The following is a 25,974-nucleotide window of genomic DNA, read 5'->3' as shown; positions in this document are numbered from 1 at the left end:
TCGCCACAACGGCAGCACCCAAAATCGTCACCAGTGGAAACGCCATTAGGACTGCGCTCCCTTCTCCCACAGCGTCGTGTAGAAGCAGGTGCGGTTGCCCGTATGACAAACCGGGCCCTTGGGCGTGCCGACATAAATCAGCGTATCGTCGTCGCAGTCGGACAGGATCTTTTTGACGAAGATGAAATTGCCCGACGTTTCGCCCTTGTTCCACAGCTTCTGCCGCGAGCGCGAGAAAAACCACGCTGTGCCGGTGTCCATGGTCAGCTGAAGCGCCTCCTCATTGGCGTAGCCCAGCATGAGCACCTCGCCGCTGACCTCATCCTGACAGATGACCGGAATGAGCGGCGCTTTGACAAAAAATTTGCTCAAATCCATCGTTTACAACCTCACCGGAATATTTTTTTCACGCAGATGCGCCTTGACCTGACCCACGGTCAGCTCACCGTAGTGGAACAGGCTTGCGGCGAGCGCCGCATCGCAGCCCGTTTTCTCAAACACTTCGGAAAAATGGTCGAGCGTACCGCAGCCGCCCGAGGCGATCACCGGGATGCCGACCGTATCCACGACCGCGCGCGTCAGCTCGAGGTCAAAACCGCTCTTGGTGCCGTCCTTGTCCATCGAAGTCAGCAGAATCTCGCCCGCGCCGCGCTCGTACACCTCTTTTGCCCACGCGACCGCGTCCACGCCGGTCGGCGTGCGGCCGCCCGCGACATATACCTCAAAACCCGAGGGTGTTTTACCCGTCTTTCGACCGTCGATCGCGACGACGACGCACTGGCTGCCGTATTTTTCCGCGGCGGCGTCCACCAGACCGGGATTTTTGACCGCGGCCGAGTTGACCGAGATCTTATCCGCGCCCGCGCGCAGAATATCGCGGAAGTCGTCCACCGTGCGGATGCCGCCGCCCACCGTGACCGGCACAAACACCTCGCGACAGGTGCGGCGCACCACGTCCGCGATCGTGTCGCGGCCGTCGCTCGTGGCTGTGATGTCAAGAAAGACGATCTCATCCGCGCCTTCGGCGGAATAGAATTTCGCCAGCTCCACCGGGTCGCCCGCGTCGCGCAGGCCGACGAAGTTGACGCCCTTGACCACCCGTCCGTCCTTGACGTCCAGACAGGGGATGATTCGTTTGGCCAGCATTATTCGGCCTCCTTAATCGCCGCGGGCAAATCCAGCTTGCCCGTGTAAACCGCCTTGCCCGCGATGGCCGCGTCGATGCCCAGCCGCTTGAGCTGACGGATATCTTCCAGCGTGGACACGCCGCCCGACGCTGCGATCTGGCAGTGTACGGTTGCGCGCAGAGCAGCCAACTGATCGAAGTTCGGGCCGGCGAGCATGCCGTCCTTGTCGATATCGGTGAAAATGATGGTTTTCACGCCGTAAGACTCCATGCGCTCGGCAAACGAGATGTAATTCTCGCCGCTGTCACCCAGCCAGCCGTCCGTGCGCACGGTCTCGCTCTTTGCGTCAATACCGACCGCGATCTTATCGCCGTACTTTTTGACCGCCTCGGCCACAAACTGCGGGTTGCGCACCGCCGCCGAGCCGATGATGACGCGCGAAACGCCCAGCGCAAGCGCGGCCTCGATATCGTCCATCGAGCGGATGCCGCCGCCCAGCTCTACCGTCGCGCCGGTCTCGCGGATAACCCGCTCGACCACGCCGTAGTTGGCGTGCGAGCCATCCTTGGCCGCGTCCAGATCGACCATATGGATCAGGGTCGCGCCCGCTGCGATAAACTTGCGCGCGGTCTCAACCGCATCCTCGGCCACCTTATGCACGGTATCATAATCGCCCTTTTTCAGGCGCACACACTGCCCATCCTTCAAATCAATCGCCGGGATAACCTTCATTTTCCCACCTCCGTCAGTTTTGCAAAGTTTTGGAGCATATGCAGCCCCACTTTCCCGCTTTTTTCCGGGTGAAACTGGCACCCAAACAGGTTGCCGCGTGCCACCATGGCAGGAACCCGCGCGCCGTAATCGGTCACGGCGGCAAGATCGTCCTCCTGCGCAGGGCACGCCATAAAGCTGTGCACAAAATACACATAATCGCCGTTCGAGACGCCCTCGGTCATCGCGTTGGGACGCACAATGTCCAGTGCGTTCCAGCCGATCTGCGGCAGCTTGAGGTCGGTCCCAATGCGCTCGATCCGGCCGGGCAGCAGGCCCAAACCTTCGCAAAGGCGCACTTCGTCCGACTCCTCGAACAGCATCTGCATGCCGAGGCAGATGCCGAGAAACGGCTTCTCTTTTGCCGCGCGCAGCACCGCATCGGTCAGGCCGGACGCATGCAGTGCGGCCATTGCGTCCGGAAACGCGCCGACGCCGGGCAAAATCACGCCGGAAGCCCCGTCGATGACCGCCGGGGTGTCCGCTACTTTATTCTCATAACCCAGGAAATCCAGCGAGTTATGCACACTCATCAGATTGCCTGCGCCGTAGTCCACAATTGCAATATAACCCATTACAGTACTCCCTTTGCGCTCAGTACGCCGCCGCCCGTCACCGCGACCGCCTGCCGGAGCGCGCGTGCCAGCGCCTTGTACAGCGCTTCGGTGATGTGATGTGCGTTGTCGCCGTATTCGGCCTTAAGGTGCAGCGTCAGTCCTGCGTTGACTGCCAGCGCACGCATGAACTCGACCGTCAGGCAGGTGTCGTACTGCCCGCACATCGGCTGCGGCATGGGTGCGTCAAACACCAGATACGGACGGCCGGAAATATCCAGCGCGCAAAAGCCGAGCGCCTCGTCCATCGGCACAAACGCCTGCCCGAAGCGCGCGATGCCCGCCTTGTCGCCCAGGCATTGCGCGAGCGCCTGCCCAAGCACGATGCCGCAGTCCTCGACCGTGTGATGGCCGTCCACTTCCAGATCTCCCTTGCACTCGAGCGTCAGGCCGAAGCCGCCGTGTACGGCAAAGGAATTGAGCATATGGTCAAAAAAACCGATGCCGGTGTCGATCTTGCGTTCGCCGCCGTCCAGACTCAGTGACAGCGTGATCTCGGTCTCCTTGGTTTTGCGCGTGATCTCAGCCTTTCTCATGCTCGTCCTCCTCCGCAAAGCGCACCGCGATGGAGTTCGCATGCGCGTCCAGATGCTCGCTCTGCGCCAGTGCGATGATGTCCTGCGCATAGCCTGCAAGTGCATCGCGTGTGTACTCGATCACGCTGGTTTTCTTCAAAAACGTATCGGTCGAAAGCGGCGAGAAAAACCGCGCGGTTCCCGAGGTCGGCAGCACATGGCAGGGGCCTGCCATATAGTCGCCAAGCGGCTCGGGTGCATACTGTCCGAGGAAAATCGCGCCTGCGTTGTGCAGGTACGGCAGCCACTCGCGCGGATTGGCGGTCACGACTTCCAAATGCTCGGGCGCGACCACGTCCGCCATCTTGCAGGCGTCCGCAAGGTCGTCAAACACGATCGCGCAGCCGTAGTTCGCCACGCTCTCCGCAATGATCTCCCAGCGCGGCAGCAGCTTAGCCTGCCGCTCCATCTCGCACGAAATTGCCTGCGCCTGCGCCATCGAATCGGTCAGCAGGACGGCAGAGGCAAGCCGGTCGTGCTCGGCCTGACTGAGCAGGTCAGCCGCGACCCAGGTCGGGTTAGCCGTGTGGTCGGCAATGACCAGCACCTCGGAAGGACCGGCGATCATGTCGATGTCCACCGTGCCGAAGGCCAACTTTTTCGCTGCCGCGACAAAAGCGTTGCCCGGACCGACGATCTTATCCACCTGCGGGATGAAGCCCGCGCCGTAAGTAAGTGCGGCGATCGCCTGCACGCCGCCGATCGCGATGACGGTATCCACGCCCGCGATTTTCGCCGCCGCGAGCACCTCATTGGACAGGTTTTCGGTCGGCGGGGTGACCATGATCAGCTCACCGACGCCCGCAACCTTGGCGGGCACCGCGTTCATCAGCACGCTCGACGGGTAAGCCGCCGTGCCGCCCGGCACATACAGGCCGACGCGCGCAAGGCCGCGCACGGTCTGGCCGAGGGTTTCGCCCTCGCTGCGCTTCCACTCCCAAGATTTCGCGAGCATCTGCTCGTGATAGTCGCGGATGTTGGCCGCCGCCTTCTCAAGCGCCGCGATCAGCGCGGGCGAGCAGGCCGCATAGGCCGCGTCCAGCTGCGCCGGCTCGATGATGTACGGCTCACGCTTATCAAATTTCTTTGCATATTCGCAGACCGCATCCCAGCCGCGCGCCTTGACGTCGTCCATGATCGCGCGGACGGTCTGCTCGATATCCCCGCGCGCACCCGCCGCGCGCGCTTTCATCTCGCGGATCTGCACCTGTTCGGCCTGCCCGTCCGCGAGCACGGTTTTCAAAAACATATTATCCCTCCAAACCGCTTTCCAGATCGGAAATCACCTTTTGGATGGCGGCTTTTTTCATCTTCGCGCTCGCCAGATTGACGATCACGCGCGCCGAGATCGGCGCGACGTCCTCGATAACCTCGAGGCCGTTCTCCTTGAGCGTTGTGCCGGTCTCAACGATATCGACGATCGCGTCGGCCAGTTCCAGCAGCGGCGCCAGCTCGACCGAACCTTCGATCTTGATGGTTTCAACGTCCATGTTCTTCTTGTTGAAGAACGCCTTGGTCACCGCCGGATACTTGGTCGCGATGACCGGGGTCTTATAACCGCCGTATACGTCCTTGCCCTTTTTGGTCGCCAGCGCAAAGCGGCACTTGCCGAAGCCCAGATCGACCATCTCGTAAAAGCTGCCGCCCTTTTCCATGATCGTATCCTTGCCGACCACGCCCATGTCGCACACGCCGTGTTCGACATAGGTGATGACGTCCGCCGCCTTGGCCAGCACGATCTCCACGCCTGCGTCCGGCAGGGCGAAGATCAGCTTGCGAGAACCGGCTTCCAGCTCGGAAATATCATAACCCGCCGCCTTGAGCAGCGAAAGCGTCTTCTTTTCCAGACGGCCCTTGGTCAGCGCGATCCGCACCGTACCGCGGCGGGTCGCCGCTTCGGGGCGCGCCGCGCCTTGCAGGCTTTCCGCGACGCTCTCCACGTCGATGCCGAAGCCGCCCGCAGGCAGATCCTTGCCGAATTTCGCACACAGTGCGTTATACCGGCCGCCCGACAGGATCGCCGCGCCCGCGCCGCCGATATAACCGCGGAACATCACGCCGGTGTAATAATCCATCTCGTGCACCAGACCGAGGTCGATCATGATGCGACTGCCGTATCCCGCCTCGTCCAGCGCCTTGTACAGCCGGCGCAGATAGGACACCGCGCCCAGTACGCGCACGTTGCCGGTTAGCGCCTCGACCTGATCGAGCACCTCCATGCCGCCGAACAGCTGCGGCATCGCGCCCAGTGCCTTGGCAGCAGGGCGCTCGCCGTACGGCGCGAGCGCGTCGCCCAGCGCCGCGAACGACTTGTTTTCGATCAATCGGCGAATGCTTTCCGCCGTCTGCGCATCCACGCCCAACTCTTCGATCAGCGCCTTGTAGATCTCCGCGTGACCCAGCTCAATGCGGAAATTATCCGCCCCCGTGCTGGTCAGCGCGCTGAAGGCTGCCGACAGAATATCCTGATCGGCTTCCAGGCCGTCCGCACCGATCAGCTCCGCGCCGACCTGCAAAAACTCGCCTTTGTGCCCGTGTCCGCCCGCAACCGAACGGAACACCTTCTGGCTGTAATACAGCCGCACGGGCAGCGCCGCGTCGTCCAGGCGGGTCGCCGCGATGCGCGCGATCGGCGTGGTATTGTCCGGCCGCGCGACGCAGATGCGTCCCGAACGGTCGATGATCTTGAGCATGTTCTCCTGATCGAGTTCAGGGTTTGCCTGCGCAAACACATCGAAATACTCGACCGCAGGCGTAATGACTTCACTGTATCCACAGCCCTCGAGCGCCTCGCGCACCGCGCGTTCGGTCTGCCGCAGCGCGCGGCAGGACGAAAACAGCAGATCGCGCGTCCCTTCGGGTGTGGAAATACGAAAACGGTTCATGGCCGCAAAACTCCTTTATCGCTTTATCGCGTTAAAATAATACCATACCTATCTACCAGCTGTCAACCCCCGATTTTGCGGATGACCATGTCGCGATAGGTCGCGCCATCCTGCACGATGGTGAGCCGCCCCGCCGCGCCCAGCGCGCGGATGCGCGAAAAAATCAGCATATCGCTCACGCGGTTGCCGGTCTCATCGAGTTTTGCAATGGCGCGGCCGACTGTCAGTGCGGCCACATTATCCTCCTCCGGCACGCAGGACAGGATGCTTGCATCGTAGAAATCCGCCGGCACTGACTGCACTTTGCCGTCCACGATCGCGCGCAGCGGCGTGTTTTCCTCCTGCATGCGCGTCCACTCGGTCAGGAGTGCCGCCTGTTCGGTATCGGTCAGCAGGCGGCGGCGCTTATAAAAATACGGAAGAAGATTGGGCGCGGCTTCGCCCACTTTCGAGAAATACGCCATGCCTGCGCGCGGCGACCGCTCGACGCGGTCCTGCAAGCTGCGCTGCTCGATCCGCGCCGCATAGCGGCGCAGGACAAACTGCGGCATCAAACGCCATACGGCATTTTTCACCCGGCTGCCCGTGATCACGCCGACGGCGGACCTACCGCGCACCTGATCGTTCGCCCGCTTGATTTCCGATACCGGAATCCAGCCGATCTCGACCACCCAAACCGGAAGATGCCTTTGCTGCAACCGGCTGACCACATATCGCAGGCCGCACTGCTCCAAGGCATTGCCGCCTGCATACCAGATAAGCGCCTCATCAATGGCATCCAACTGTTTAAGCGTTTCCCAGTGCCGCGCCTGATACTCCGCCTGCCACTTGCCATCCAGTTCGGGGTCGCCGTGCCACGGCGTCAGAATAGCCGCGCGTGCAGCACGATCGGTCACGTCGCGGATATCGCCCTGAGAGTAGTCGTCCGCCAGCGCAAGGATATGCCCTGCATCCATCTCCGCATCGAGCGATTTGCATGCCTCCGCCAAGCATCCCTTGGCGCTGTCTCCGAAGCAGATCCAGTACATGGTCACACACCTCCGCCGTAGCTCTCCGCCAGTTCGATGACCTTGTCCAAAAAGCTCTCCTCGCCAATTGTGTTGAGCTTCCAGAACACCGCCTGACTGCCGCCCGAGGTGATCGCGGACAGGAACAGCTGATTCCCGCTGCCCGCAAGCGTCACATTCATGCTCACGCGGTTGCTGCCTGACCAGCTGAAACGCTCGAACACACGCACCGCCACGCGCACGCCATTTGCGGTCCATTCGCTGCCATCCTCATACGAGGCCGACGCACTGCCGTTCATGATACCATCAAACAGGTAATCCAGAAATGCGTCAAAATCGCCGGTGAGATGCTTTTCATACTTTGCCATGGTGGTATCCTCCTTTTATCGTCTGCAAATTTACGCAAACAGGGAAATCTGGGTGGTCTTGGGCATCGAGCCCAGCGCGCCGATCTGGTCAAGCAGTTCGACGACCGCTTTGGATGCCTTGGGGCAGCGCACGGCCATCTCCTCCGCTGAGAGGAATTTGCCGTTTTTCCGCTCCTCCACGATGTTGAGTGCTGCCTGCTCGCCAATGCCCGGCATGGACGTGAACGGCGGGATCAGGCCTTTTTCGGTGACCAAAAAGTTGGTCGCATCCGACGTGTAAATATCCATCGGCTCAAACACAAAGCCGCGGCGGTAAAACTCATGGCAGACCTCAAGCGTGGTGGACATTTCCTTTTCCGCCGCTGTGATGGTCTTTTCCTTTTCCTTGACGGCAAGCTCGCGCAGCTTGTCCTGCACGACCTTGTCGCCCTTAATCATGCACGAAGCGTCAAAGCCCTTGGCGCGCACCGAGAAATACGCCGAATAGAACGCAAGCGGCCGGTGCACCTTGAACCACGCGATGCGGAACGCCATCATAACGTACGCGACCGCGTGCGCCTTCGGGAACATGTATTTGATCTTTTTGCACGAATCGATGTACCAGTCGGGCACGTTCTGCTCGCGCATGGCCGCTTCCATTTCCTCGGTCAAGCCCTTGCCCTTACGCACCGACTCCATCGTCTTGAACGACAGTTTGGGCTGCACGCCCTGCAAAATCAGGTAGTTCATAATATCATCACGGCAGCAGATACAGCCGGACAGCGGAATCCCCTGGCGCACCAGCTCGGCCGCGTTGCCCAACCATACGTCCGTGCCGTGCGACAGGCCGGAAATCGAAACCAGCTCGGCAAACGTCGAGGGATGCGTCTCCTTGACCATGCCGCGCACGAACTTGGTGCCGAACTCGGGCACCGCCAAACAACCGAGGTCGCCCAGAATCGGGTCGGTGTCCGGGTTTTCTCCGGTGTAGCGCAGCGCCTTGCACGAATGGAACAGGCTCATGGTCTCCGGGTCGTCCAGCGGAATCTCTTGCGCGTTGACGCCGGTTAAATTTTCAAGGTGCTTGATCATGGTCGGATCATCGTGTCCCAGCTCGTCGAGCTTGAGCAAATTCGCGTCGATCGAGTGATATTCAAAATGGGTGGTGATGATATCCGAATCCGGGTCGTCCGCCGGATGCTGCACCGGGCAGACGTCATAAATCTCGATTTCCTTTGGCACAACGACGACGCCGCCGGGATGCTGTCCCGACGTGCGGCGCACGCCCGTGCAGCCCGCGGCAAGGCGGTTTTCCTCGGCACGCGAGCACTCGATGCCGCGCTCATCCATGTACTTTTTGACATAGCCGTAGGCCGTCTTTTCCGCCACCGTGCCAATCGTGCCCGCGCGGAACACATGGTCGTGACCGAAAATCTCGCCCGTGTACCAATGAATGCGCGACTGATATTCGCCCGCGAAATTCAGGTCGATATCAGGCACCTTGTCGCCCTCGAAACCGAGGAAGGTCTCGAACGGGATGTTGAAGCCCTGCTTGGTGAGCGGCTTGCCGCACTTGGGACAAATCTTGTCCGGCAGATCGACGCCGCAGGAGTATTCCTCGTGCCACTCGACGTATTTGTCATCCGGGCACAGGTAATGCGGCGCAAGCGAATTAACCTCGGTGATATCCGACATAAACGCCGCAAGCGACGAGCCGACCGAACCACGCGAGCCGACTAGATAACCGTCCGCGAGCGACTTGGTCACCAGCTTCTGCGCGATGATGTACATGACCGCGTAGCCGTTGCCGATGATGGAATTCAGCTCGCGGTCGAGCCGCGCCTGCACGATCTCGGGCAGCGGGTCGCCATAGATACGCTTGGCTTTTTCGTAACACATGTTGCGCAGGTCGTCCTCGCAGCCGTCGATATGCGGCGGATAGTTTTCACGCGGCACCGGACGGATGACATCGCACCGGTCCGCGATCATATTGGTATTCTTGACGACGACCTCATACGCGCGGTCCTCGCCCAGATAAGAAAACTCTTTGAGCATCTCGTCGGTGGACTTAAAGTACAGCGGCGCCTGATTGTCCGCGTCACCGAAGCCCTGCCCCGCCATCAGGATGCGGCGGAAGGCCTCATCCTCGGGTTCGAGGAAGTGCACGTCACCGGTCGCGCAGCAGGGCTTGCCCAGCTCGTCGGCGAGCCGCAGGATGTCGCGGTTCCAGTCGCGCAGCTGCTCGTCATCCTTAGCCATACCTTTCGCAACCATGAACTTGTTATTGCCGATCGGCTGAATCTCCAGATAATCATAGAAGGACGCGAGCCGCTTGAGCTCATCCCACTCCGCGCCGCCGGTCAGCGCGCGGAACCCCTCACCCGCCTCGCATGCCGAGCCGAAGATCAGCCCTTCGCGGTGGCGAATCAGCTCGCTTCGCGGCATGATCGGCCGCTTGTTGTAATACTCGAGAAAACTCTTGGAAATCAGCTGATACAAGTTTCTCAGGCCCGCCTGATTCTGCACCAGAATGATGAAGTGATAGCGCGGCAGGTTTTTCAGCTTGTTTTTGCGGTCGGTCGTCGCGGCGAGGACAGGGTTAATGTCCGCCGTGGTGACCGCGTGCATCTCGTCTTTCAGCCTCGCCAGCAGTTTTACAAAAATACGTCCCAGCACCGCCGCATCCTCGCTTGCGCGGTGATGCTCGAACGGGCCGACGGCCAATTCTTTTGCCAGAATGTTCAGCTTGAACTTATGCAAGTGCGGCAGCATCAGGCGGCTCATTTCCAGCGTATCGATCGCGGTGAATTCCCGCTCGATGGCGAGCCGCTTGCAGGCCGTGCGCAGAAAGCCCATATCAAAGCCCGCGTTGTGCGCGACAAGCGGATACTTGCCCTCGCCCGCCCACGCAAGGAACTTGGGCACGGCTTCGGCAAGCTCGGGCGCGTTTGCGACCGTCTCATCCGAAATGCCGGTCAGCTTGGTGATCTCCTCGGGAATCGGCTTGTGCGGGTTGACATAGGTCTGGAAAGCGTCCTGAATCGCGCCGTCTACGACGCGTACCGCCGCAATCTCGGTGATTTCCTCACTCGCGGGATTGAGGCCGGTGGTCTCAAGGTCAAAGACGATAAATGTGCCGGTCAGCGGCTCCTCCGACTTGCCGCGCACAACGGACAGCGTGTCCTCATCGTTGACATAATACGCCTCAATACCATAGATGATCTTCATGTCCCCGATGATGTCCTTCTGCTTGCCTTCCTGCGCATGCAGCGCTTCCGGGAAGGCCTGCGCGACGCCGTGGTCGGTGATCGCCATGGCACGGTGCCCCCACTGCGCCGCGCGGCACAGCAGCGACGCGGTCGAGGACATGCCGTCCATCGCACTCATATTGGTGTGCAGATGCAGCTCGACACGCTTCATCCCCTCGGCCTTATCCTGCCGGACGGGCTTTTTCGCCTTGACGATGCCGGTCGGCTCGAGCACCATCTCCTTGGCATAGGTATCGTACACCATCTTGCCCTGCACCGTGCAGTACAGGCCGTTCTTGATCTTGGATGCGGTATCGCCCGCCTTATCCGCGGCAAGGAACTTGGACACGCGCACGGAATTGGTGCGGTCGGTCATATCAAATGCGATCTTGACGTAGTCCTTGCCGGTTTTCTTGCTGTGGATGTCCTTGTTGTCGGTGAAGAACACCTCGCCCTGAATGGTGACCATATCGTAGGCCGCGATCGCCTCGTTGACCGAAATGATCGGGTCCTGCATCAGCTTGCCGAAGATCAGGTCGTCCTCGCGCACCTTTTCCGTACGCGGGCGCTGATAGCCGGTATGCTCCGGTTTGGGCGCGGGACGCGGCTTTTTCGGCTTGGGCACGGCAGTCGCTTCCGCTGCGGCCTGTTCGATCGCTTTGTGCAGGATCTCCTCACGCTGCGGTGCTTCAGACGCCGGCGCGCAGTCGCAAACCTCCACGCACACCGCATGCACCGGACACGGCCGGCCCAGTTCGCGCAGGATGCGCGCTTCCAGATGGCGCAGCGCGCCCGCAAAATGCTTTTCGCTCACCTCGTCCATCGGGATTTGCAGCGCGCCGTCCGCATACTCCCATTTGCCGCAGTCGAGCAGCCCGCGCGCGGACGGCATGCGATATGCCATATCCTCATACAGCGAGCGGATGTACTCCACCGTCAACCCATCCGGCATGGAATAGCGCGGTTCGATGCACACACGGTGCAGACCGTACTGTTTTGCGATCTGTTTTTCCGCTTTCGCGATGGTTTTTCGGCTGATGACCCGTTTCAGGCCCAGTTCGACCACCATCACCGTGTTATTATCCCCAAACGCGAGAGAACGCACCTCGCCCGAGGCAAGGTGCTGTTCTTCTTCCGTCCATTTGCAGTTTTGAAATAAGTCTATCAGTTTGCCAGCCAATTTGACCGTTCCTCCGGATTATGCTCCAAAATGCTTGATCTCCTCCATCAGCGCGTCCACCAGCTGCTCCTGCGGTACCTTTTTGATGATCTCCCCCTTGCGGAAGATCAGGCCGACGCCGTCGCCGCCCGCGATGCCGAGATCGGCTTCGCGCGCCTCGCCCGGGCCGTTGACCGCGCAGCCCATCACGGCCACTTTGAGCTTTTTGCCGTGGATGTCCATGCAGCGCTGCTCGACTTCCTTGGCGATGCCGATCAGGTCGATGCGCGTGCGCCCGCAGGTCGGGCAGGAAACGACGTTGATGCCGTCCTCCGCGCGGCCGACCGCCTTCAAAATCGCCTTGGCCGCGTAAATCTCCTTGACCGGATCATCGGTCAGCGACACGCGGATGGTGTCGCCCACGCCCAGCGCGAGCAGGCCGCCGATGCCGGCCGCGGACTTGATCGTGCCCATGTACTCAGTGCCCGCCTCGGTCACGCCGAGGTGGAGCGGATAGTTCGTCTTTTCGCTTGCCAGCAGATAAGCCTGCATGGTGTACGGCACGGACGACGACTTGATCGAAATGCAGATATCGTCAAAGCCGCAGTCGTTCAGCAGACCAACGTGATAGAGCGCGGACTCAACCATCGCCTCGGGTGTCGGGCTGCCGTATTTTTCAAGAATATGCTTTTCGACCGAACCCGAGTTGACGCCGATGCGGATCGGGATTTTACGCGCCTTCGCCGCCTGCACGACCGCGTGCACGCGGTCCGCGCCGCCAATGTTGCCGGGGTTTAAGCGGATCTTATCCACGCCCGCCTCAATGGACGCGAGCGCGAGCCGATAGTCAAAATGGATATCCGCCACGACCGGGATGGGCGACTTCGCGCAGATTTCTTTGAGCGCCTCGGCCGCCTGTGCGTCCGGCACGGCACAGCGCACAATATCGCAGCCGGCCTCCGCCAGCGCGCGGATCTGCGCGAGCGTCGCTTTCGCGTCGCGTGTGTCTGTATTCGTCATCGACTGCACCGCGATCGGCGCGCCGCCGCCGATGGGCACATCCCGCACCATGATCTGTTTGGTCTGTTTCATGTTCATGAACCTCCCGCAACAATGCGCAAAATATCCTGTCCTGTCACATACACCATCAGCGCGAGCAGCAGCACCAGCCCCGCCGCGTGAATATATCCTTCATACTTGGGCGGCACCGGCTTGCGGCGCACCGCCTCAATGATAAGGAACAGCAGCCGTCCGCCGTCCAGCGCGGGCAGCGGCAGCAAATTCATCACACCCAGATTGATCGAAATGAACGCGACCAGCTGGAAGAACGAAATCATGCTGTACTTTGCCGTATCCGCCATCACCTCGGCCACGCCGACCGGCCCGGACAGCTGATCGACGCCGACCTGCCCGGTTGCCAGCATGCCGAGACTTGCCCAAACCATGCGCGCATAGCTCACCGAAGTGCGCACCGTCATGCTCAGATGCATTCCGATGCTGTCCGGCTGCTCGGCAAAGGTCAGGCCGATCATTTTGCGGCCGTCTCCGGCATCGATGGTCGCTTCCAGTTTGACCGCAGGCAGCGTGACCTTCTCGCCATTTCGCCGCACCACAACTTCATACGTCGTATCCTTGCCGCGCGCCAGAGCGGTTTCAAAGTCGCTGCGCAGCAGGATTCTGTATCCGTCCACTTTGAGGATCTCGTCCCCGGCCTGGAGGCCGCCTTGTGCCGCCGCCGTGCTCGCCGGGTCCACCGACGCCAGCGTCGAGACGATATAGCCGCCGTCCGGCCCGTTGGGCCGCATGACCGCCAGCACGATCAGGAAACCGACGAGGAAGTTCATCAGCGCCCCCGCGGCCACGATCAGCATGCGGCGCGGCAGGCTCGCCTTGCCGAATGCATGCTCGTTCTCGCTTTCGCTGTCTTCCCCTTCCATCACACACGCGCCGCCAAACGGCAGTATTTTCAGGCAATACAGCGTGCCGTGATACTGTTTTTTCAGCAGCGTCGGCCCCATACCGATCCAAAACTCATTGACCTGTACCCCTCCGCGCTTGGCCGTGATGAAATGTCCGAATTCATGCACGATCACCAGCACGCCAAACGCCAGAATAGCAAGTATGATTTGCAGCAAAACACTTCTCCTCTCAAAGGACAGAATCCACCGCGTCAGGCAAGCACGATCTCCCTTGCGGCGCGATCAGCCGCCAGCACATCGTCCAGCGTGATATTGCCGCGGTACGGGATGGTATCCAGCGCATGCGCGACGCATGCGGCGATATCGGTAAACCCGATGCGGCCCTCCAAAAACAGGCCGACCGCCGCTTCGTTTGCACCATTGAGCACCGCGCCGCGGTCGCCCTTCTGCGCCGCCGCCTGCCACGCGAGGCCAAGCGCCGGAAACGCCTTGTCATCCGGCTGGAAAAAGGTCAGCTTGGCGATCTCCGCGAGCGACAGATGCGGCACCTTGCACGGCACGCGCGCCGGATAGGTCAGCGCGTACTGGATCGGCAGCCGCATATCAGGCAGGCCGAGCTGCGCGATCACCGCACCGTCGGCAAACTCCACCGCGGAATGCACGATGCTTTCCCGATGGATGACGATTTCGATCTGCTCGGGCGGCACATCGTACAGCCACATGGCTTCGATCAGCTCAAGCCCCTTGTTCATCATGGTTGCCGAGTCGATCGTGATCTTCGCGCCCATATGCCAGTTCGGGTGCTTGAGCGCCTGCTCGCGCGTCACCGACCGCATTTCCTCCGCCGTCTTACCGAAAAACGGGCCGCCCGACGCGGTCAGAATGATCTTGGAAAGCGGGTTGCCGTGCGCGGCCTGCGCGCACTGGAAAATCGCCGAATGTTCAGAATCGACCGGCAAGATCTTGACGCCCTTTTCCCGCGCCGCGCGCATCACCAGTTCGCCCGCACACACGAGCGTTTCCTTGTTCGCCAGCGCGATATCCTTGCCCGCGTCGATCGCGGCCAGCGTCGGCAGCAGGCCGACCATGCCGACCACAGCCGTCACGACAATGTCCGCGCCCGACTCCGCCGCGCAGGCGATCAGGCCGTCCATACCGCCCAGCACTTGGATCTCCGTGTCCGCGAGCTTGACCTTGAGGTCTGCCGCCGCCGTTTCGTCAAACGCGCACACCATCTTGGGATGCAGCGCGCGCGCCTGCTCTTCGAGTAAGTCTATGCGCCGATTGGTCGTCAATGCGACAACTTCGGCGTCAATCGAGGGCAAAATATCGACCGTTTGCGTGCCGATCGACCCAGTTGAGCCCAAAATCGCAATTTTTTTCATAAAGCACTCCCTTGCCAGAGGATCCGGAACAGAATTTCCGCGAACGGCGCGACAAACAGGACGCTGTCAAACCGGTCGAGCACGCCGCCGTGTCCCGGGAAGATATGGCCATAGTCCTTGATGCCGGTCTGACGCTTGATGACCGAGAACGACAGGTCGCCGATCTCGCCGAGCACCGCGCCGACCGCGCCCAGCACGGCCGCCGACCAGAGCGGCATATCCAGATCGAGAAATACATTCATCAGCAGTGCTGCCAGCACCACCAGCACCGCGCCGCCGATCACGCCGCCGACCGCACCTTCGACCGTCTTTTTCGGACTGACGACCGGTGCAAGCTTATGCTTGCCGAAAAACATGCCGGAAAACAGCGCGCAGGTGTCCGCGCCCCACGCCGCGAGCAGCGGCAGCAGCACGATAAACTGTCCCGCGCGGAAATCGGTATCGAGGATGGGCTGGAAATCCATTTGGTAAATGCGCAGCAGGCTGAGCATGAGATACGGCACGATCAGCGCGCCGAAAAAGCCCCACGCGACCTGCGACACATTCATACTGTCGTGGAATTTCAGTTCGATCGCAAACGAGCCGACCAGCATCACGAAAACCAGTCCCTGCACTACGGCGGACAGGCTGACCGGCAGCCCTGTCACATGGCCGACCGCCAGGCCCAGCGCCACCAGCATACACAGCAGCAGTTCCAGCCGATTGTGCACCAGTTTGGTGGACCCAAGCACCTCATACGTCGCCAAAACGCACAGCGCCGCGATCGCGATCTCCAGCACGATCGAAGGGAACACATACAGCGCGAGCAGCACAAACGCAAAACCGACCACGCCGAACAACACTCTTGCTTTCATAGCTTTACACCTCGCTCCGTCCGTTTATACACCGCCGAACCGGCGATTGCGCTTGTTGAACGCATCGATCGCCGCATCCATATCGGCGGTCTTGAAGTCCGGCCACAGCACATCGGTAAAATAATACTCGGCATAGGCCGACTGCCACAACAGGAAATTCGAGGTGCGGATCTCCCCGGACGGGCGGATGATGAGATCCGGATCGGGCATGTGCGCGGTATACAGATGCGCGCTGATGGTGTCCTCGGTGATATCCTCGGGCGCGAGCGCGCCGGTTTTCACCTGCTCGGCGAGCGCACGCACCGCGTTTTTGATCTCGTCCCGTCCGCCGTAGTTGATGCACAGGGACGCGGTCGCCGCGTCCGGCCCCAGCCGGTCGGCGATCTCATCCACCTCGCGGATCTGCGCACGGATATCCTCGGGCAGCGGTGTCAGATCGCCCAGCACGCGCACCGCGACGCCGCGCTGGAACATGGTTTCCGCCGCCTCTTTGAGGTACGCGCGGAACAAATTCATCAGCGCATTGACCTCTTCCTGCGGGCGCTTCCAGTTTTCCGTGGAAAACGCGTAAACCGTAAAATACTGCACGCCGATATCCTTGCAATAGGTCGCGATCGTGCGGAAGGTTTCCGCGCCGACCTTATGCCCGGCCTGCCGCGGCAGCCCGCGCTTTTTCGCCCAGCGGCCGTTGCCGTCCATGATGACCGCAATATGACGCGGCACCGGACGGTTTTCCGGCTCCGCCTTCTTTTTCCGTGTGAACAGACCCAAATTTCTTCCCCCATGCAAAGAGGCGGCGATCCCGCCGCCCCCCAATGTGATTTTATTTGATCGGAAACCGAGAAATGGTTTATACCTCGGCCAGCTCCTTGGACTTCTTGGCGACCATGCCGTCAATCTCCTTGACGTACTTATCGGTCAGCTTCTGCATCTTCTCTTCGCCCTCATGCAGTTCGTCCTCGGTCATTTCGCTCTTCTTCTGCGCTGCCTTGAACTTATCGATCGCATCGCGGCGAATGTTGCGCAGTGCAACCTTGGATTCCTCGCCCGTCTTGGAAACGCCCTTGATCAGTTCCTTACGGCGTTCCTCGGTCAGCGGCGGGAAGTTCAGACGGATCTGCTTGCCGTCGTTCTGCGGGTTGATGCCCAGATCGGAAACCTGGATCGCCTTCTCGATCGCCTTGAGGATCGAGCCGTCCCACGGCTGGATCGCGAGCGAACGGGGATCGGGCGTGGAAATCGCCGCCACCTGGTTCAGCGGGGTCGGCGCGCCGTAATACTCGACCGTGATCTTATCGAGCACGGCGGGGGTGGCGCGGCCTGCGCGAACGGCTGCCAGTTCCTTGGCGAGCACGTCGAGCGTTTTCTTCATTTTTTCCTCGTATGCGTTGAGCTGAGCCTTCATGATTTGTCCTCCTCTACGATCGTGCCGATCTTCTCACCGTTGACTGCACGATAAATATTTTCCGGATCGGAAAGTGCAAATACCAAAATCGGAATATGGTTATCCATGGAAAGCGAAGTCGCGGTCGTATCCATAACGCCGAGCCCCTGATTGAGCACGTCCATATAGGTCAGGCGGTCGTACTTCTTGGCATCCGGGTTCTTGGCCGGATCGGAATCGTATACGCCGTCCACATTTTTGGCCAGCAGGATGACTTCCGCGCCGATCTCCGCCGCACGCAGCACCGCCGCAGTATCGGTCGAGAAGAACGGGTTGCCCGTGCCGCAGCCGAAAATGACCACGCGGCCCTTTTCCAGATGGCGCGTTGCACGCTGCCGGATATACGGCTCCGCGATGCGGTTCATCTCGATCGCGGTCTGCACACGCACCGGCACGCCGCGCTGCTCGAGGGCATCGGCCAGCGCCAGCGCATTGATGGTCGTCGCCAGCATGCCCATATGGTCCGCGCGGGTGCGCTCCATCTTGCCGCCGCCGTCCTTGACGCCGCGCCAGAAGTTGCCGCCGCCGACAACAATGCCGATCTCGCAGCCCTCTTCATTGCATTTTTTGATCACATCGCATACCGGACCGATCACGTCAAAATTCAGACCGAAATGCTTATCGCCCGCAAGCGCCTCGCCGCTGATTTTGATCAGCACGCGTTTATATCTCTGTGTTTCCATGATGCACTCTCCTTGCTTCATTTTCCCGCTTTCTATTCTACCCTATAACCGCTTATTTTGCAAAGGGTTTCGCTATGGATTTTACAATTTATGCACAACTGTATCATGCATTGTACCAGTCTGCACCATTCTGCCGGCGGCATCCTGTACGGCACAAAAAAATCCCGCTCCAAACGGAGCGGGATTTTGGATCCACAGCGGGAAAATTACTTCTTGAGAACGACTTCGCCGCCCAGACCGGTGTGCGCGGTGATGTACTCGCGGCCCATCTTGGCGTACTCGAACGGATTGGCCTTCGCCGGATCCTGCTCAGCCTCGACCATGATCCAGCCGGTGTAACCAGCCTTGTCCAGCAGGTCGAATACCTTATCGAACTCAACGCAGCCGTCCGGATCGCCCGGAACGGTGAACGCGCCAGCGCGAACCGCGTCGAGGAAGGACCAGTGCTCTGCACGAGCCTTCTCAACCATCGGCATACGCATGTTCTTCAGGTGAACGTGACCTACACGGTCAGCGAACTTCTCGAGCATCTTGACCGGATCCTCGCCTGCGAAGGTGAAGTGGCCGGTATCGAAGCACAGGAATACGTACTTGGGATCGGTGTTCTCCATCAGGCGGGTGGTTTCCTCAACCGTCTGGCACACGGTACCCATGTGATGATGGAAGCAGGTACGGATGCCGTACTTCTCCATGGACAGCTTGCCCAGCTTGTTCAGGCCGGTGGTGAAGCGGTCCCACTCCTCGTCGGTCAGGACGCGCTTGTTCTCCATATCGAGAATCGCGGTGTCGAGCTTGCCCTGGATAGAGCCGGACTGCTCGGATACATTGATTGCAGTTGCGCCGACGTAGGAAAGGTAATCCAGTTCCTTGATAAACTCGGCCTCAACCTCTTCGTACGGCTTGTCAACCAGGAAAGAGGAGAACCACTTGGACGCGATGGTCATGTTGCGCACGTCGAGCATGTGCTTGAGGACTTCCTTATCCTCCGGATACTTATGGCCGACTTCGCAGCCATCGAAGCCCGCGAGCTTCATCTCGGAAATGCACTGCTGGAACGTGTTCTCATCGCCAAGATCCCACATATCATCGTTGGACCAGCCGATCGGGCAGATACCCAGCTTTACTTTCTTCGGATCTAACATGTGTTATTCCCTCCATTTTCATCTCTCATACCGCATGCTTTCGCATGCGCCATTACTATCCTTATTGTACTCAACTATATTGCAAAAGTCAAACGCATTTTTGCACAGAAACGCCCTGTGCAAAAAACTTTTTCAGCAAATTGCACAGTTCCGCCGTGCACGGGCACGCAGCGCCCTTTTCCGCGACAAAAAGCCGGCTCAGATGCGCGCCACACCCGAGTCGCGCGCGGCCTGTGCCACGGCGTCGGCAACCGCGCGGATGACCTTTTTGTCAAATGCCATCGGCATGATATATTCCGGAGTCAGCTCCTCGTCCGAGACGCAGTAGGCGATCGCCTTGGCGGCGGCGAGCTTCATCTCCTCGTTGATGTCGCTGGCGCGCACATCGAGCGCGCCGCGGAAGATACCTGGGAACGCGAGCACATTGTTGATCTGGTTCGGATAGTCCGAACGGCCGGTGCCGACCACCGCGGCGCCGCCCTTCTTGGCGTCCTCCGGCCAGATTTCCGGCACCGGATTGGCCATTGCAAACACCATCGGGTTCTCCGCCATGGTGGAAACCATGTCGCTGGTCAGCACCTGCGGTGCCGACATGCCGAAGAACACGTCCGCACCCTTGATGGCATCGGCCAGCGTGCCGGTCATATGGCTGCGGTTGGTGACCTTGGCCATCTCGGCCTGTGCGGGATTGAGGCGCTCATCACCCTCGCAAACGATGCCGAAGCGCTCGACCATGGTCACATCGCGGATGCCGAGGAACATCAGGAACTTGGTCACCGCGATCGCGGCCGCGCCGCAGCCGTTGACGACCATTTTGATGTCCTCTACCTTGCGGCCGGTCAGGCGGCAGGCGTTGATGAGCGCCGCGCCGCAGCACACCGCTGTGCCGTGCTGGTCATCATGGAACACCGGAATGTCGCAGACTTCCTTGAGCTTGCGCTCGATCTCAAAGCAGCGCGGCGCGGCGATATCCTCCAGGTTGATGCCGCCGAACGAGCCGGAAATCAGCTGGATCGTGCGTACGATCTCGTCCACATCCTTGCTCTTGACGCAAAGCGGGAACGCGTCCACATCGGCAAACGCCTTGAACAGCGCGCATTTGCCCTCCATAACCGGCATGCCGGCCTCCGGGCCGATATCGCCCAGGCCCAGCACCGCCGTGCCGTCCGTGATGACGGCAACCAGATTATGGCGGCGGGTGTAGGTATAGCTCAGGGACGGGTCGTCCTTGATCTTAAGGCACGGCTCGGCAACGCCCGGCGTATACGCGATCGAAAGATCTTCCTTGCTGTTGACCTCGCAGCGCGCGACGACCTCGATCTTGCCGCCCCACTGCTCATGCGCCTTGAGGGCGCGCTCCTTCAAATCCATAGTGTTTCCTCCATCGGTTTTGTGCACAAATTTTCTTAGTATAATTTTACCGCAAAATCCCAGCCCTGCATAGGGGCAGAATGGACAAAGCCGCGGCAAAACCGGAAAAAGGCGCGCTGCTTGTGCAGCGCGCCTTTTGATCTGTTTGGATTACTTGCGGGAAATAGCCTTCTTGGCAGCCTCAACAATGTGAGCGGCAGTCAGGCCGTACTCCTCACGCAGGAAGCTCTCCGCGCCAACCTGGCCGAAGCGATCCTCGACGCCGACCATTTCCATCGGAACCGGGCAGTTCTTGATGACAACGTTGGCAATCGCGGAACCCAGGCCGCACTTGACCTGATGGTTCTCAGCGGTTACGATCGCGCCGCACTCCTTGGCGGAGTCGATGATGAGCTGCTCGTCGAGCGGCTTCCAGGTGAACATATCGATCACCTTGGCGGAAATGCCCTCAGCGGCCAGCTGCTCCTGTGCCTTGAGTGCTTCGTCTACCATGATGCCGGAAGCGATGATGGCAACGTCCTTGCCTTCCTTCAGGGTCACGCCCTTGCCGATCTCGAAGTCCGAGCCGTCCGCGTAAACGGTGGTGAACGCCTTACGGATCATGCGCATGTAAGAGAACTTGCCGGAAGCGGCCAGCTTCTTGGTCAGGCAGTTGATCTGCGCATAGTCAACCGGATCGATTACGATTGCGTCCGGAATGGACAGGTACAGAGCGCAATCCTCGAACGGCATATGGGTGCCGCCGTTGTATGCTGCGCATACGCCGGGGTCGGAACCAACAATATGTACCGGCAGCTTGGCGTAAGCGGCGCTCATGAACGCCTGATCGAATGCACGGCGGGAAGCAAAGCAGCCGAAGGAGTGCACAAATACGGTCTTGCCGGTTGCGCACAGGCCGGCGGATACGCCTACGGCGTTGGCTTCCGCAATACCTGCGTTAATGGTACGCTCCGGGAAAGCCTTTGCCAGCTTGCCGGTGTTGATGCAGTTTTCGAGGTCACAGTCAACATGCATGACCGTGGGATCCTTTTCCATCATCTCGAGCATCGCGGAAACGTAACCGTCGCGGTTTGCACGAGAATCCTTTTCGTGTTTGCCAATCAAAGTAAAGCTCATGTTCGTACCCTCCCTTACTGTGCCTTGATCTCAGCGAGCTGCTTCTCAGCGTAAGCAATGGCTTCGTCCCACTGCTCCTTGGACGGCTGAGAAGAATGCGCGCCCGTACCGTCAGCAAAGGTAGCGCCCTTGCCCTTGACCGTGTTCAGCACAATGCAGGTCGGAACGCCCTTGGTCGCATAAGCGGTCTGGATAGCGTCATAAATCTGCTCTACATCGTTGCCGTCTGCGCACTCGACTACGTTCCAGCCGAACGCCGCGAACTTCGCGCCGATGCCCTTGGCATGCTTCATAACCTTTTCGCATGCGCCGTCGAGCTGATACTTGTTATCATCAACAAAGCAAACCAGGTTGTCCAGCTGATAATGTACCGCGAACTGAGCAGCCTCCCAAACCTGGCCTTCGTCCGCCTCGCCGTCGCCGACAAATACGAATACATGATTGTCGCGGCCGTCGATCTTGTTGCCGAGCGCCGCGCCCGTTGCGGTGGACATGCCCTGGCCGAGCGAGCCGGTGGTCAGGTCAACACCGGGGGTCTTGGTGCGGTCGGTGTGGGACGGGAAGTTGGTGTGCGGCTGGTTGAGCGTGTAAGCGTTCTCCAGCGGATAGAAGCCCTTCAGGCCGAGGGTGGCATACATCGCCGGGCCGGCATGACCCTTGGACAGTACGCACCAGTCACGATCCTCCCAACGGGGGTTCTTCGGATCGATCTTCATTACGTCACCATACAGAACGGCCAGCGCGTCAATGATGGACATCGAACCGCCCACATGGCCAAAGCCGAGCGAGCCGATGGTTTTCAGGGTTTCCAAACGGATTTCCTGCGCAAATACGCGAAGCTCCTGCATCTTTTCTGCTTTCTGCATTGCATACACCTGCCTAATTCAAAATATTTTCTCTCCGCGGAACAGGTTCCGGCGACAGCGGCAACTGGCCGCTGTATATCGATTACAGTGTATCACCAAGCTACCCAGATTTCAACCAAAATTCACACATTTGTTTACAAAAATTCCATCCCCGGTTTTGTACCCTTCGGAATTATTTATAAATTTCCGCTGGCAATTTTTCGAAATTTGTTTGTTATGTCTTGGTTGTGTTTCTATATTTTTTTGGTTATCTCGCGAGTAGAATCCAATTTTGTACCTGTAACAGCAGCCCATGCCTGCATCGAACGCATATGACCAAAAAGCAACCAGATTTTGTGCACGCAGAAATATTTTTATTTTTATTTTTCCTATCTTAAGAGGAAAATAATTGCTGCGTTCACGCCCCCGCACAGGATTGTGTTACATTAATAACGCAATTGGCAGTTTTTCCCCCTCTTTTGGACCAGTAGACATTTTAAGCAATTTTTGATACACTAAAGAAAGTTATTCTGGTTAATTTTCGGGTAAGATTGGGGAACATGGAAGATGAAAGTCAGCCGTCTCAATTCAATTGAACAATATGTGATCTCACGCGAGACCGTCAGCATTGATGAATTATGCGAGGTTTTCGGCGTTTCCAAAAACACCATCCGCCGCGATTTGAACGAACTTGAGGTGCGCGGGCATATTACGAAGGTTTACGGCGGCGTCACCGCCACCGTGCCCTCCGGCGCTGTGCCGACCCCCATCCGTTCCGGCCTCAACCCGATCGACAAGTCCCTCATCGGCCGCCTGGCCGCCGAGGAAGTTGCCGACGGCGACACCATTTTTATCGACTCCGGCACGACGACACTGTGCCTGCTGCGGTTTCTGGTGGCGAAAAAACGCATTACGATCATCACGCACTCGCTCGGTGCGCTCAGCGAGGCATCCAAGTATGATAACCTGAACATCATCTCGCTCGGCGGCATTTACAGCCCGACGACCGACTCGTTTGTCGGTCTGTCCACGATCGAAGCGCTCAGCGCCATGCGCATCAATAAAGCATTCATGGGCGCTACCGGCGTTTCGCTGACCGCCGGCATGACCAACACCACCTTCCTCGAAGCCGAGATCAAGCGCGCGGTCGTACAGCGTGCGGACACGATCTACGGCATGGTGGACTCCTCCAAGATCGGCAAGGAAGCCATCGTCACCTTCTGTCACCTCAAGGATCTGACCGCTTTCATCACCGACCGCGAACCGCCCAAGGAATATGTGGACCTGTGCCGGCAGGAAAACGTCAAGCTCCGGTATGAATAATCTCTGATCCTTCCGTCACACGAACGGGCGGCTTCGGCACTGCGCCGAAGCCGCCCGTTTTTGTTATGCCAGACTGTTTTTGCGATAAGTTGAGGGCGAAACGCCGTAGACCGAACGGAAACGCTTGATAAAATAGCTGAAATTGTCAAACCCAACGTTGAATGCGATCTCCATCACCGGCAGGTCGCTTTCGCGCAGCAGGCGCGCCGCCTGCTCGATGCGCAGGGAATTGATATGCTGCGTGAACGTCCGGCCGAAATTCTCCCGAAAGAAGCTGCTGAAATACTGCGGCGACAGACCGAAATGCGCGGCCACCGCGGTCAGCGACAGCGGTTCGGTAAAATGCGCGCCCAGATACCCGACGATCTCCTTGAGTTGGCGCGCCTTGTAGTCCGCGCCCGGTCGCACCCGCCGGCCGGTCAACAGGCCGGCTTGGGCGCACACCGCCACAATGCCGAGCAACGCCGCTTTGACCGCCAGCTGATACCCCGGCGCCTGTCCCAGGCAGGCGCGCACAATCTGCGCCAGCAGGGCGCGCACCTCCCGCTGTCCGGTCTCACCCACGCGCAGACAGGTGGCAAACCGCAGTCGGCCCTCCGCGAGCGGCGCAAGCAGCTCGGTCTCCGCCTGATCGGCACGCGCAAACTGCAGGAAATCCGCCGCAAACACAAAGGAACGGAACTGATTTTCCCGTCCCGCCGCGCGGATTTCGTGCAGTTCTTCCCCCGCGGCAAAGAACACATCCCCGTGCTCGCCTTCATACACATGGTCCGCGATCGTCAGCGAAACATGTCCGGCGTCCACCGTGATGATCTCGAGTTCCGGATGCCAGTGATAGGGGATGAAATCGCTGTCATCTGCCTCGCTGCCGTCCAGCGCAGGGTAAATCTGAAACGGAAACGCCTGCGTACCGTGTTCCCGTTTTTCCCGCCTTGCCGCGTCCATTTCATCCCTCCGCTTTATTCCTTAAAATAGTGTTATTGTTTGTGAAGATATTGCAAGCATTTTTGCCGCTATCTGCTATAATTATAGTCGCAAACGGGAACAAACGCAAGAGTACGGAATCCGAAAATCGTATTTTTGTTGTATCATTTGACAGAAGAACCCAGCCGGTTTTTGTGCTAAATGCCAAAGAGTTCCCCCGCAGCTTGGAATGCGTTGAAAGCATTTGGCGCTGCATGTTATAATAAGAGTTGGACAGCCCTGTACGGCTGACCGCCAACCGCCCGGCCCAACCGCCGGACGCTGTACCAAAAAAATCTTTTTTTGGAGGGAAACAGTTATGTACATTGATAAGCAAGTCAAGCGCGGATACAACGAGTATATCCGTCTGGACGAAGGCATCGGCAAGGATGCCATGATGGACGTTGCCCTGCTCGTCATGGAGGATGGCGACACCTACTCCTTCGAGGAGCCGGAAAAGGAACTGGCTGCGCTCGTATTCGACGGCAAGTGCACCTTCGAGTGGGATGACCAGACCTACGACGTAGACCGTCCCAATCCGTTCGATTACAACCCGTCCTGCCTGCATGTCTGCAAGGGCACCAAGGTGAAGATCACCGCGCACGGTCCCTGCAATATCTATATCCAGAAGACCATCAACGAAAAGACCTTCCCGAACAAGATGTATAAGCCGGAAGACACCGACACTTGGGCGCGCGGCAATCAGGGCGAACTGATGGGCTGCATCAAGCGCGACGTGCGCACCTGCTTCGATCTGGACAACGCCCCCTACTCCAACATGGTGCTGGGCGAAGTTGTCAACCTGCCGGGCAAGTGGTCGAGCTATCCGCCGCATCATCATCCGCAGCCGGAGTGCTACTTCTACCGCTATGACAAGCCGATGGGCTTCGGCGCTGGCTGGGGCAACGGCGAGATCTACGAGACTCACCACAACGGTCTGGCTATCATCACCGACAAGATGCATTCTCAGGTCACCGCACCGGGCTACTCCTGCTGCTACGCTTGGGGCATCCGTCATCTGCCGGGCAATCCGTGGGACAAGACCCGTATCGACGACGAGGAGCATCTGTGGCTGCTCGCGGACGATGCCAACGATCACATCTGGCACTGCCCGACCGGCAACTGATCAGCTGCTTCGCCGATCGGCTTAGATTAAAGAAGAAAGAGAATTCTTTTTAGGAGGAAACAAAACCTAT

Annotated in this window: 24 protein-coding genes; 2 read left to right on the top strand and 22 right to left on the bottom strand. The window is 59.3% G+C overall.

The genetic code is table 11. The features are described 5' to 3' along the window. Positions 1-45 precede the first annotated feature (45 nt). The 21 genes from hisI to EJL02_RS07725 all read right to left on the bottom strand — a co-directional run bounded on the left by hisI (position 46) and on the right by EJL02_RS07725 (position 22,513). Positions 46-378, bottom strand: coding sequence for a phosphoribosyl-AMP cyclohydrolase (gene hisI, locus EJL02_RS07825; protein WP_125115856.1), 333 nt, complete (start codon positions 376-378; stop codon positions 46-48). Between the two features lie 3 nt (positions 379-381). Beyond that, entirely contained in the window at positions 382-1,146 is a 765-nt protein-coding gene (gene hisF, locus EJL02_RS07820; protein ID WP_125115855.1) for an imidazole glycerol phosphate synthase subunit HisF, read from the bottom strand. After that, positions 1,146-1,859: a 1-(5-phosphoribosyl)-5-[(5-phosphoribosylamino)methylideneamino]imidazole-4-carboxamide isomerase gene (hisA, locus tag EJL02_RS07815; RefSeq protein ID WP_125115854.1), complete on the bottom strand. Its 714-nt coding sequence runs from the start codon at positions 1,857-1,859 to the stop codon at positions 1,146-1,148. Before hisA ends, hisF begins: the two co-directional genes overlap by 1 nt. Continuing rightward, on the bottom strand, positions 1,856-2,473 hold the full coding sequence (gene hisH, locus EJL02_RS07810; RefSeq protein WP_125115853.1) for an imidazole glycerol phosphate synthase subunit HisH: 618 nt from the start codon (positions 2,471-2,473) through the stop codon (positions 1,856-1,858). Before hisH ends, hisA begins: the two co-directional genes overlap by 4 nt. Further along, the gene (gene hisB / locus EJL02_RS07805) at positions 2,473-3,048 is read right to left on the bottom strand and encodes an imidazoleglycerol-phosphate dehydratase HisB (RefSeq protein ID WP_125115852.1); all 576 of its coding nucleotides are present in this window, start codon (positions 3,046-3,048) and stop codon (positions 2,473-2,475) included. The genes hisH and hisB overlap by 1 nt, the downstream gene beginning before the upstream one ends. Beyond that, positions 3,035-4,336, bottom strand: a complete 1,302-nt coding sequence (gene hisD, locus EJL02_RS07800) for a histidinol dehydrogenase (protein ID WP_125115851.1) — start codon at positions 4,334-4,336, stop codon at positions 3,035-3,037. Before hisD ends, hisB begins: the two co-directional genes overlap by 14 nt. A gap of 1 nt (position 4,337) precedes the next feature. Beyond that, complete coding sequence (hisZ, locus tag EJL02_RS14570; protein WP_125115850.1) at positions 4,338-5,972, bottom strand: ATP phosphoribosyltransferase regulatory subunit; 1,635 nt, start codon at positions 5,970-5,972, stop codon at positions 4,338-4,340. A gap of 62 nt (positions 5,973-6,034) precedes the next feature. Next, a complete protein-coding gene (locus tag EJL02_RS07790; protein ID WP_125115849.1) occupies positions 6,035-7,000 on the bottom strand; it encodes a DUF3658 domain-containing protein in 966 nt (321 codons plus the stop codon). Positions 7,001-7,002: 2 nt separating this feature from the next. Beyond that, positions 7,003-7,347 carry a DUF6054 family protein gene (locus EJL02_RS07785; protein ID WP_125115848.1) on the bottom strand — a complete coding sequence of 115 codons (345 nt, stop codon included), beginning with the start codon at positions 7,345-7,347 and terminating at the stop codon, positions 7,003-7,005. Between the two features lie 30 nt (positions 7,348-7,377). Continuing rightward, positions 7,378-11,754: a PolC-type DNA polymerase III gene (locus tag EJL02_RS07780; RefSeq protein ID WP_125115847.1), complete on the bottom strand. Its 4,377-nt coding sequence runs from the start codon at positions 11,752-11,754 to the stop codon at positions 7,378-7,380. 18 nt (positions 11,755-11,772) lie between these two features. Next, the gene (gene ispG, locus EJL02_RS07775; protein WP_125115846.1) at positions 11,773-12,831 is read right to left on the bottom strand and encodes a flavodoxin-dependent (E)-4-hydroxy-3-methylbut-2-enyl-diphosphate synthase; all 1,059 of its coding nucleotides are present in this window, start codon (positions 12,829-12,831) and stop codon (positions 11,773-11,775) included. Then, complete coding sequence (gene rseP / locus EJL02_RS07770; RefSeq protein WP_164510343.1) at positions 12,828-13,868, bottom strand: RIP metalloprotease RseP; 1,041 nt, start codon at positions 13,866-13,868, stop codon at positions 12,828-12,830. Before rseP ends, ispG begins: the two co-directional genes overlap by 4 nt. A 35-nt stretch (positions 13,869-13,903) precedes the next feature. Next, a complete protein-coding gene (locus EJL02_RS07765) occupies positions 13,904-15,037 on the bottom strand; it encodes a 1-deoxy-D-xylulose-5-phosphate reductoisomerase (RefSeq protein ID WP_125115844.1) in 1,134 nt (377 codons plus the stop codon). Beyond that, positions 15,034-15,891, bottom strand: coding sequence for a phosphatidate cytidylyltransferase (locus EJL02_RS07760; RefSeq protein WP_125115843.1), 858 nt, complete (start codon positions 15,889-15,891; stop codon positions 15,034-15,036). The genes EJL02_RS07765 and EJL02_RS07760 overlap by 4 nt, the downstream gene beginning before the upstream one ends. A gap of 24 nt (positions 15,892-15,915) precedes the next feature. Beyond that, complete coding sequence (locus EJL02_RS07755) at positions 15,916-16,662, bottom strand: isoprenyl transferase (protein WP_125115842.1); 747 nt, start codon at positions 16,660-16,662, stop codon at positions 15,916-15,918. Positions 16,663-16,741: 79 nt separating this feature from the next. Further along, positions 16,742-17,299: a ribosome recycling factor gene (gene frr / locus EJL02_RS07750; RefSeq protein WP_442858008.1), complete on the bottom strand. Its 558-nt coding sequence runs from the start codon at positions 17,297-17,299 to the stop codon at positions 16,742-16,744. Beyond that, entirely contained in the window at positions 17,293-18,018 is a 726-nt protein-coding gene (pyrH, locus tag EJL02_RS07745; RefSeq protein ID WP_125115840.1) for a UMP kinase, read from the bottom strand. The genes frr and pyrH overlap by 7 nt, the downstream gene beginning before the upstream one ends. Positions 18,019-18,224: 206 nt before the next feature. Further along, entirely contained in the window at positions 18,225-19,160 is a 936-nt protein-coding gene (iolE, locus tag EJL02_RS07740) for a myo-inosose-2 dehydratase (RefSeq protein WP_125115839.1), read from the bottom strand. Positions 19,161-19,358: 198 nt separating this feature from the next. Further along, a complete protein-coding gene (locus EJL02_RS07735; RefSeq protein WP_125115838.1) occupies positions 19,359-20,531 on the bottom strand; it encodes an NAD(P)-dependent malic enzyme in 1,173 nt (390 codons plus the stop codon). A gap of 150 nt (positions 20,532-20,681) precedes the next feature. Continuing rightward, positions 20,682-21,647: a transketolase family protein gene (locus tag EJL02_RS07730; protein WP_125115837.1), complete on the bottom strand. Its 966-nt coding sequence runs from the start codon at positions 21,645-21,647 to the stop codon at positions 20,682-20,684. 14 nt (positions 21,648-21,661) lie between these two features. Further along, complete coding sequence (locus tag EJL02_RS07725; protein WP_125115836.1) at positions 21,662-22,513, bottom strand: transketolase; 852 nt, start codon at positions 22,511-22,513, stop codon at positions 21,662-21,664. A 546-nt stretch (positions 22,514-23,059) separates the two neighbouring features. On the opposite strand from EJL02_RS07725, the gene EJL02_RS07720 reads away from it, so the two are divergent. Then, positions 23,060-23,815, top strand: coding sequence for a DeoR/GlpR family DNA-binding transcription regulator (locus tag EJL02_RS07720; protein ID WP_125115835.1), 756 nt, complete (start codon positions 23,060-23,062; stop codon positions 23,813-23,815). Between the two features lie 63 nt (positions 23,816-23,878). Here the strand turns inward: EJL02_RS07720 and EJL02_RS07715 are convergent, their stop codons facing one another. Further along, complete coding sequence (locus tag EJL02_RS07715) at positions 23,879-24,760, bottom strand: helix-turn-helix transcriptional regulator (protein WP_125115834.1); 882 nt, start codon at positions 24,758-24,760, stop codon at positions 23,879-23,881. Positions 24,761-25,097: 337 nt separating this feature from the next. On the opposite strand from EJL02_RS07715, the gene EJL02_RS07710 reads away from it, so the two are divergent. Continuing rightward, positions 25,098-25,904: a 5-deoxy-glucuronate isomerase gene (locus tag EJL02_RS07710; RefSeq protein WP_125115833.1), complete on the top strand. Its 807-nt coding sequence runs from the start codon at positions 25,098-25,100 to the stop codon at positions 25,902-25,904. The last annotated feature ends 70 nt before the right edge of the window (positions 25,905-25,974 follow it).

This window comes from Agathobaculum sp. Marseille-P7918 (assembly GCF_900625105.1).
In the GTDB taxonomy this organism is placed as follows: Bacteria; Bacillota; Clostridia; order Oscillospirales; family Butyricicoccaceae; genus Agathobaculum.
The sequence above is the reverse complement of the archived record's forward strand: the minus strand, read 5'-3'. Positions and strand labels throughout refer to the sequence as shown.

Excerpts from the sequence above, each read along its gene's own strand:
- hisI (WP_125115856.1), bottom strand. The coding sequence starts at position 378 with ATGGATTTGAGCAAATTTTTTGTCAAAGCGCCGCTCATTCCGGTCATC.
- hisF (WP_125115855.1), bottom strand. The coding sequence starts at position 1,146 with ATGCTGGCCAAACGAATCATCCCCTGTCTGGACGTCAAGGACGGACGG.
- hisA (WP_125115854.1), bottom strand. The coding sequence starts at position 1,859 with ATGAAGGTTATCCCGGCGATTGATTTGAAGGATGGGCAGTGTGTGCGC.
- hisH (WP_125115853.1), bottom strand. The coding sequence starts at position 2,473 with ATGGGTTATATTGCAATTGTGGACTACGGCGCAGGCAATCTGATGAGT.
- hisB (WP_125115852.1), bottom strand. The coding sequence starts at position 3,048 with ATGAGAAAGGCTGAGATCACGCGCAAAACCAAGGAGACCGAGATCACG.
- hisD (WP_125115851.1), bottom strand. The coding sequence starts at position 4,336 with ATGTTTTTGAAAACCGTGCTCGCGGACGGGCAGGCCGAACAGGTGCAG.
- hisZ (WP_125115850.1), bottom strand. The coding sequence starts at position 5,972 with ATGAACCGTTTTCGTATTTCCACACCCGAAGGGACGCGCGATCTGCTG.
- EJL02_RS07790 (WP_125115849.1), bottom strand. The coding sequence starts at position 7,000 with ATGTACTGGATCTGCTTCGGAGACAGCGCCAAGGGATGCTTGGCGGAG.
- EJL02_RS07785 (WP_125115848.1), bottom strand. The coding sequence starts at position 7,347 with ATGGCAAAGTATGAAAAGCATCTCACCGGCGATTTTGACGCATTTCTG.
- ispG (WP_125115846.1), bottom strand. The coding sequence starts at position 12,831 with ATGAACATGAAACAGACCAAACAGATCATGGTGCGGGATGTGCCCATC.
- EJL02_RS07765 (WP_125115844.1), bottom strand. The coding sequence starts at position 15,037 with ATGAAAAAAATTGCGATTTTGGGCTCAACTGGGTCGATCGGCACGCAA.
- EJL02_RS07760 (WP_125115843.1), bottom strand. The coding sequence starts at position 15,891 with ATGAAAGCAAGAGTGTTGTTCGGCGTGGTCGGTTTTGCGTTTGTGCTG.
- pyrH (WP_125115840.1), bottom strand. The coding sequence starts at position 18,018 with ATGGAAACACAGAGATATAAACGCGTGCTGATCAAAATCAGCGGCGAG.
- iolE (WP_125115839.1), bottom strand. The coding sequence starts at position 19,160 with ATGTTAGATCCGAAGAAAGTAAAGCTGGGTATCTGCCCGATCGGCTGG.
- EJL02_RS07735 (WP_125115838.1), bottom strand. The coding sequence starts at position 20,531 with ATGGATTTGAAGGAGCGCGCCCTCAAGGCGCATGAGCAGTGGGGCGGC.
- EJL02_RS07730 (WP_125115837.1), bottom strand. The coding sequence starts at position 21,647 with ATGAGCTTTACTTTGATTGGCAAACACGAAAAGGATTCTCGTGCAAAC.
- EJL02_RS07725 (WP_125115836.1), bottom strand. The coding sequence starts at position 22,513 with ATGCAGAAAGCAGAAAAGATGCAGGAGCTTCGCGTATTTGCGCAGGAA.
- EJL02_RS07720 (WP_125115835.1), top strand. The coding sequence starts at position 23,060 with ATGAAAGTCAGCCGTCTCAATTCAATTGAACAATATGTGATCTCACGC.
- EJL02_RS07715 (WP_125115834.1), bottom strand. The coding sequence starts at position 24,760 with ATGGACGCGGCAAGGCGGGAAAAACGGGAACACGGTACGCAGGCGTTT.
- EJL02_RS07710 (WP_125115833.1), top strand. The coding sequence starts at position 25,098 with ATGTACATTGATAAGCAAGTCAAGCGCGGATACAACGAGTATATCCGT.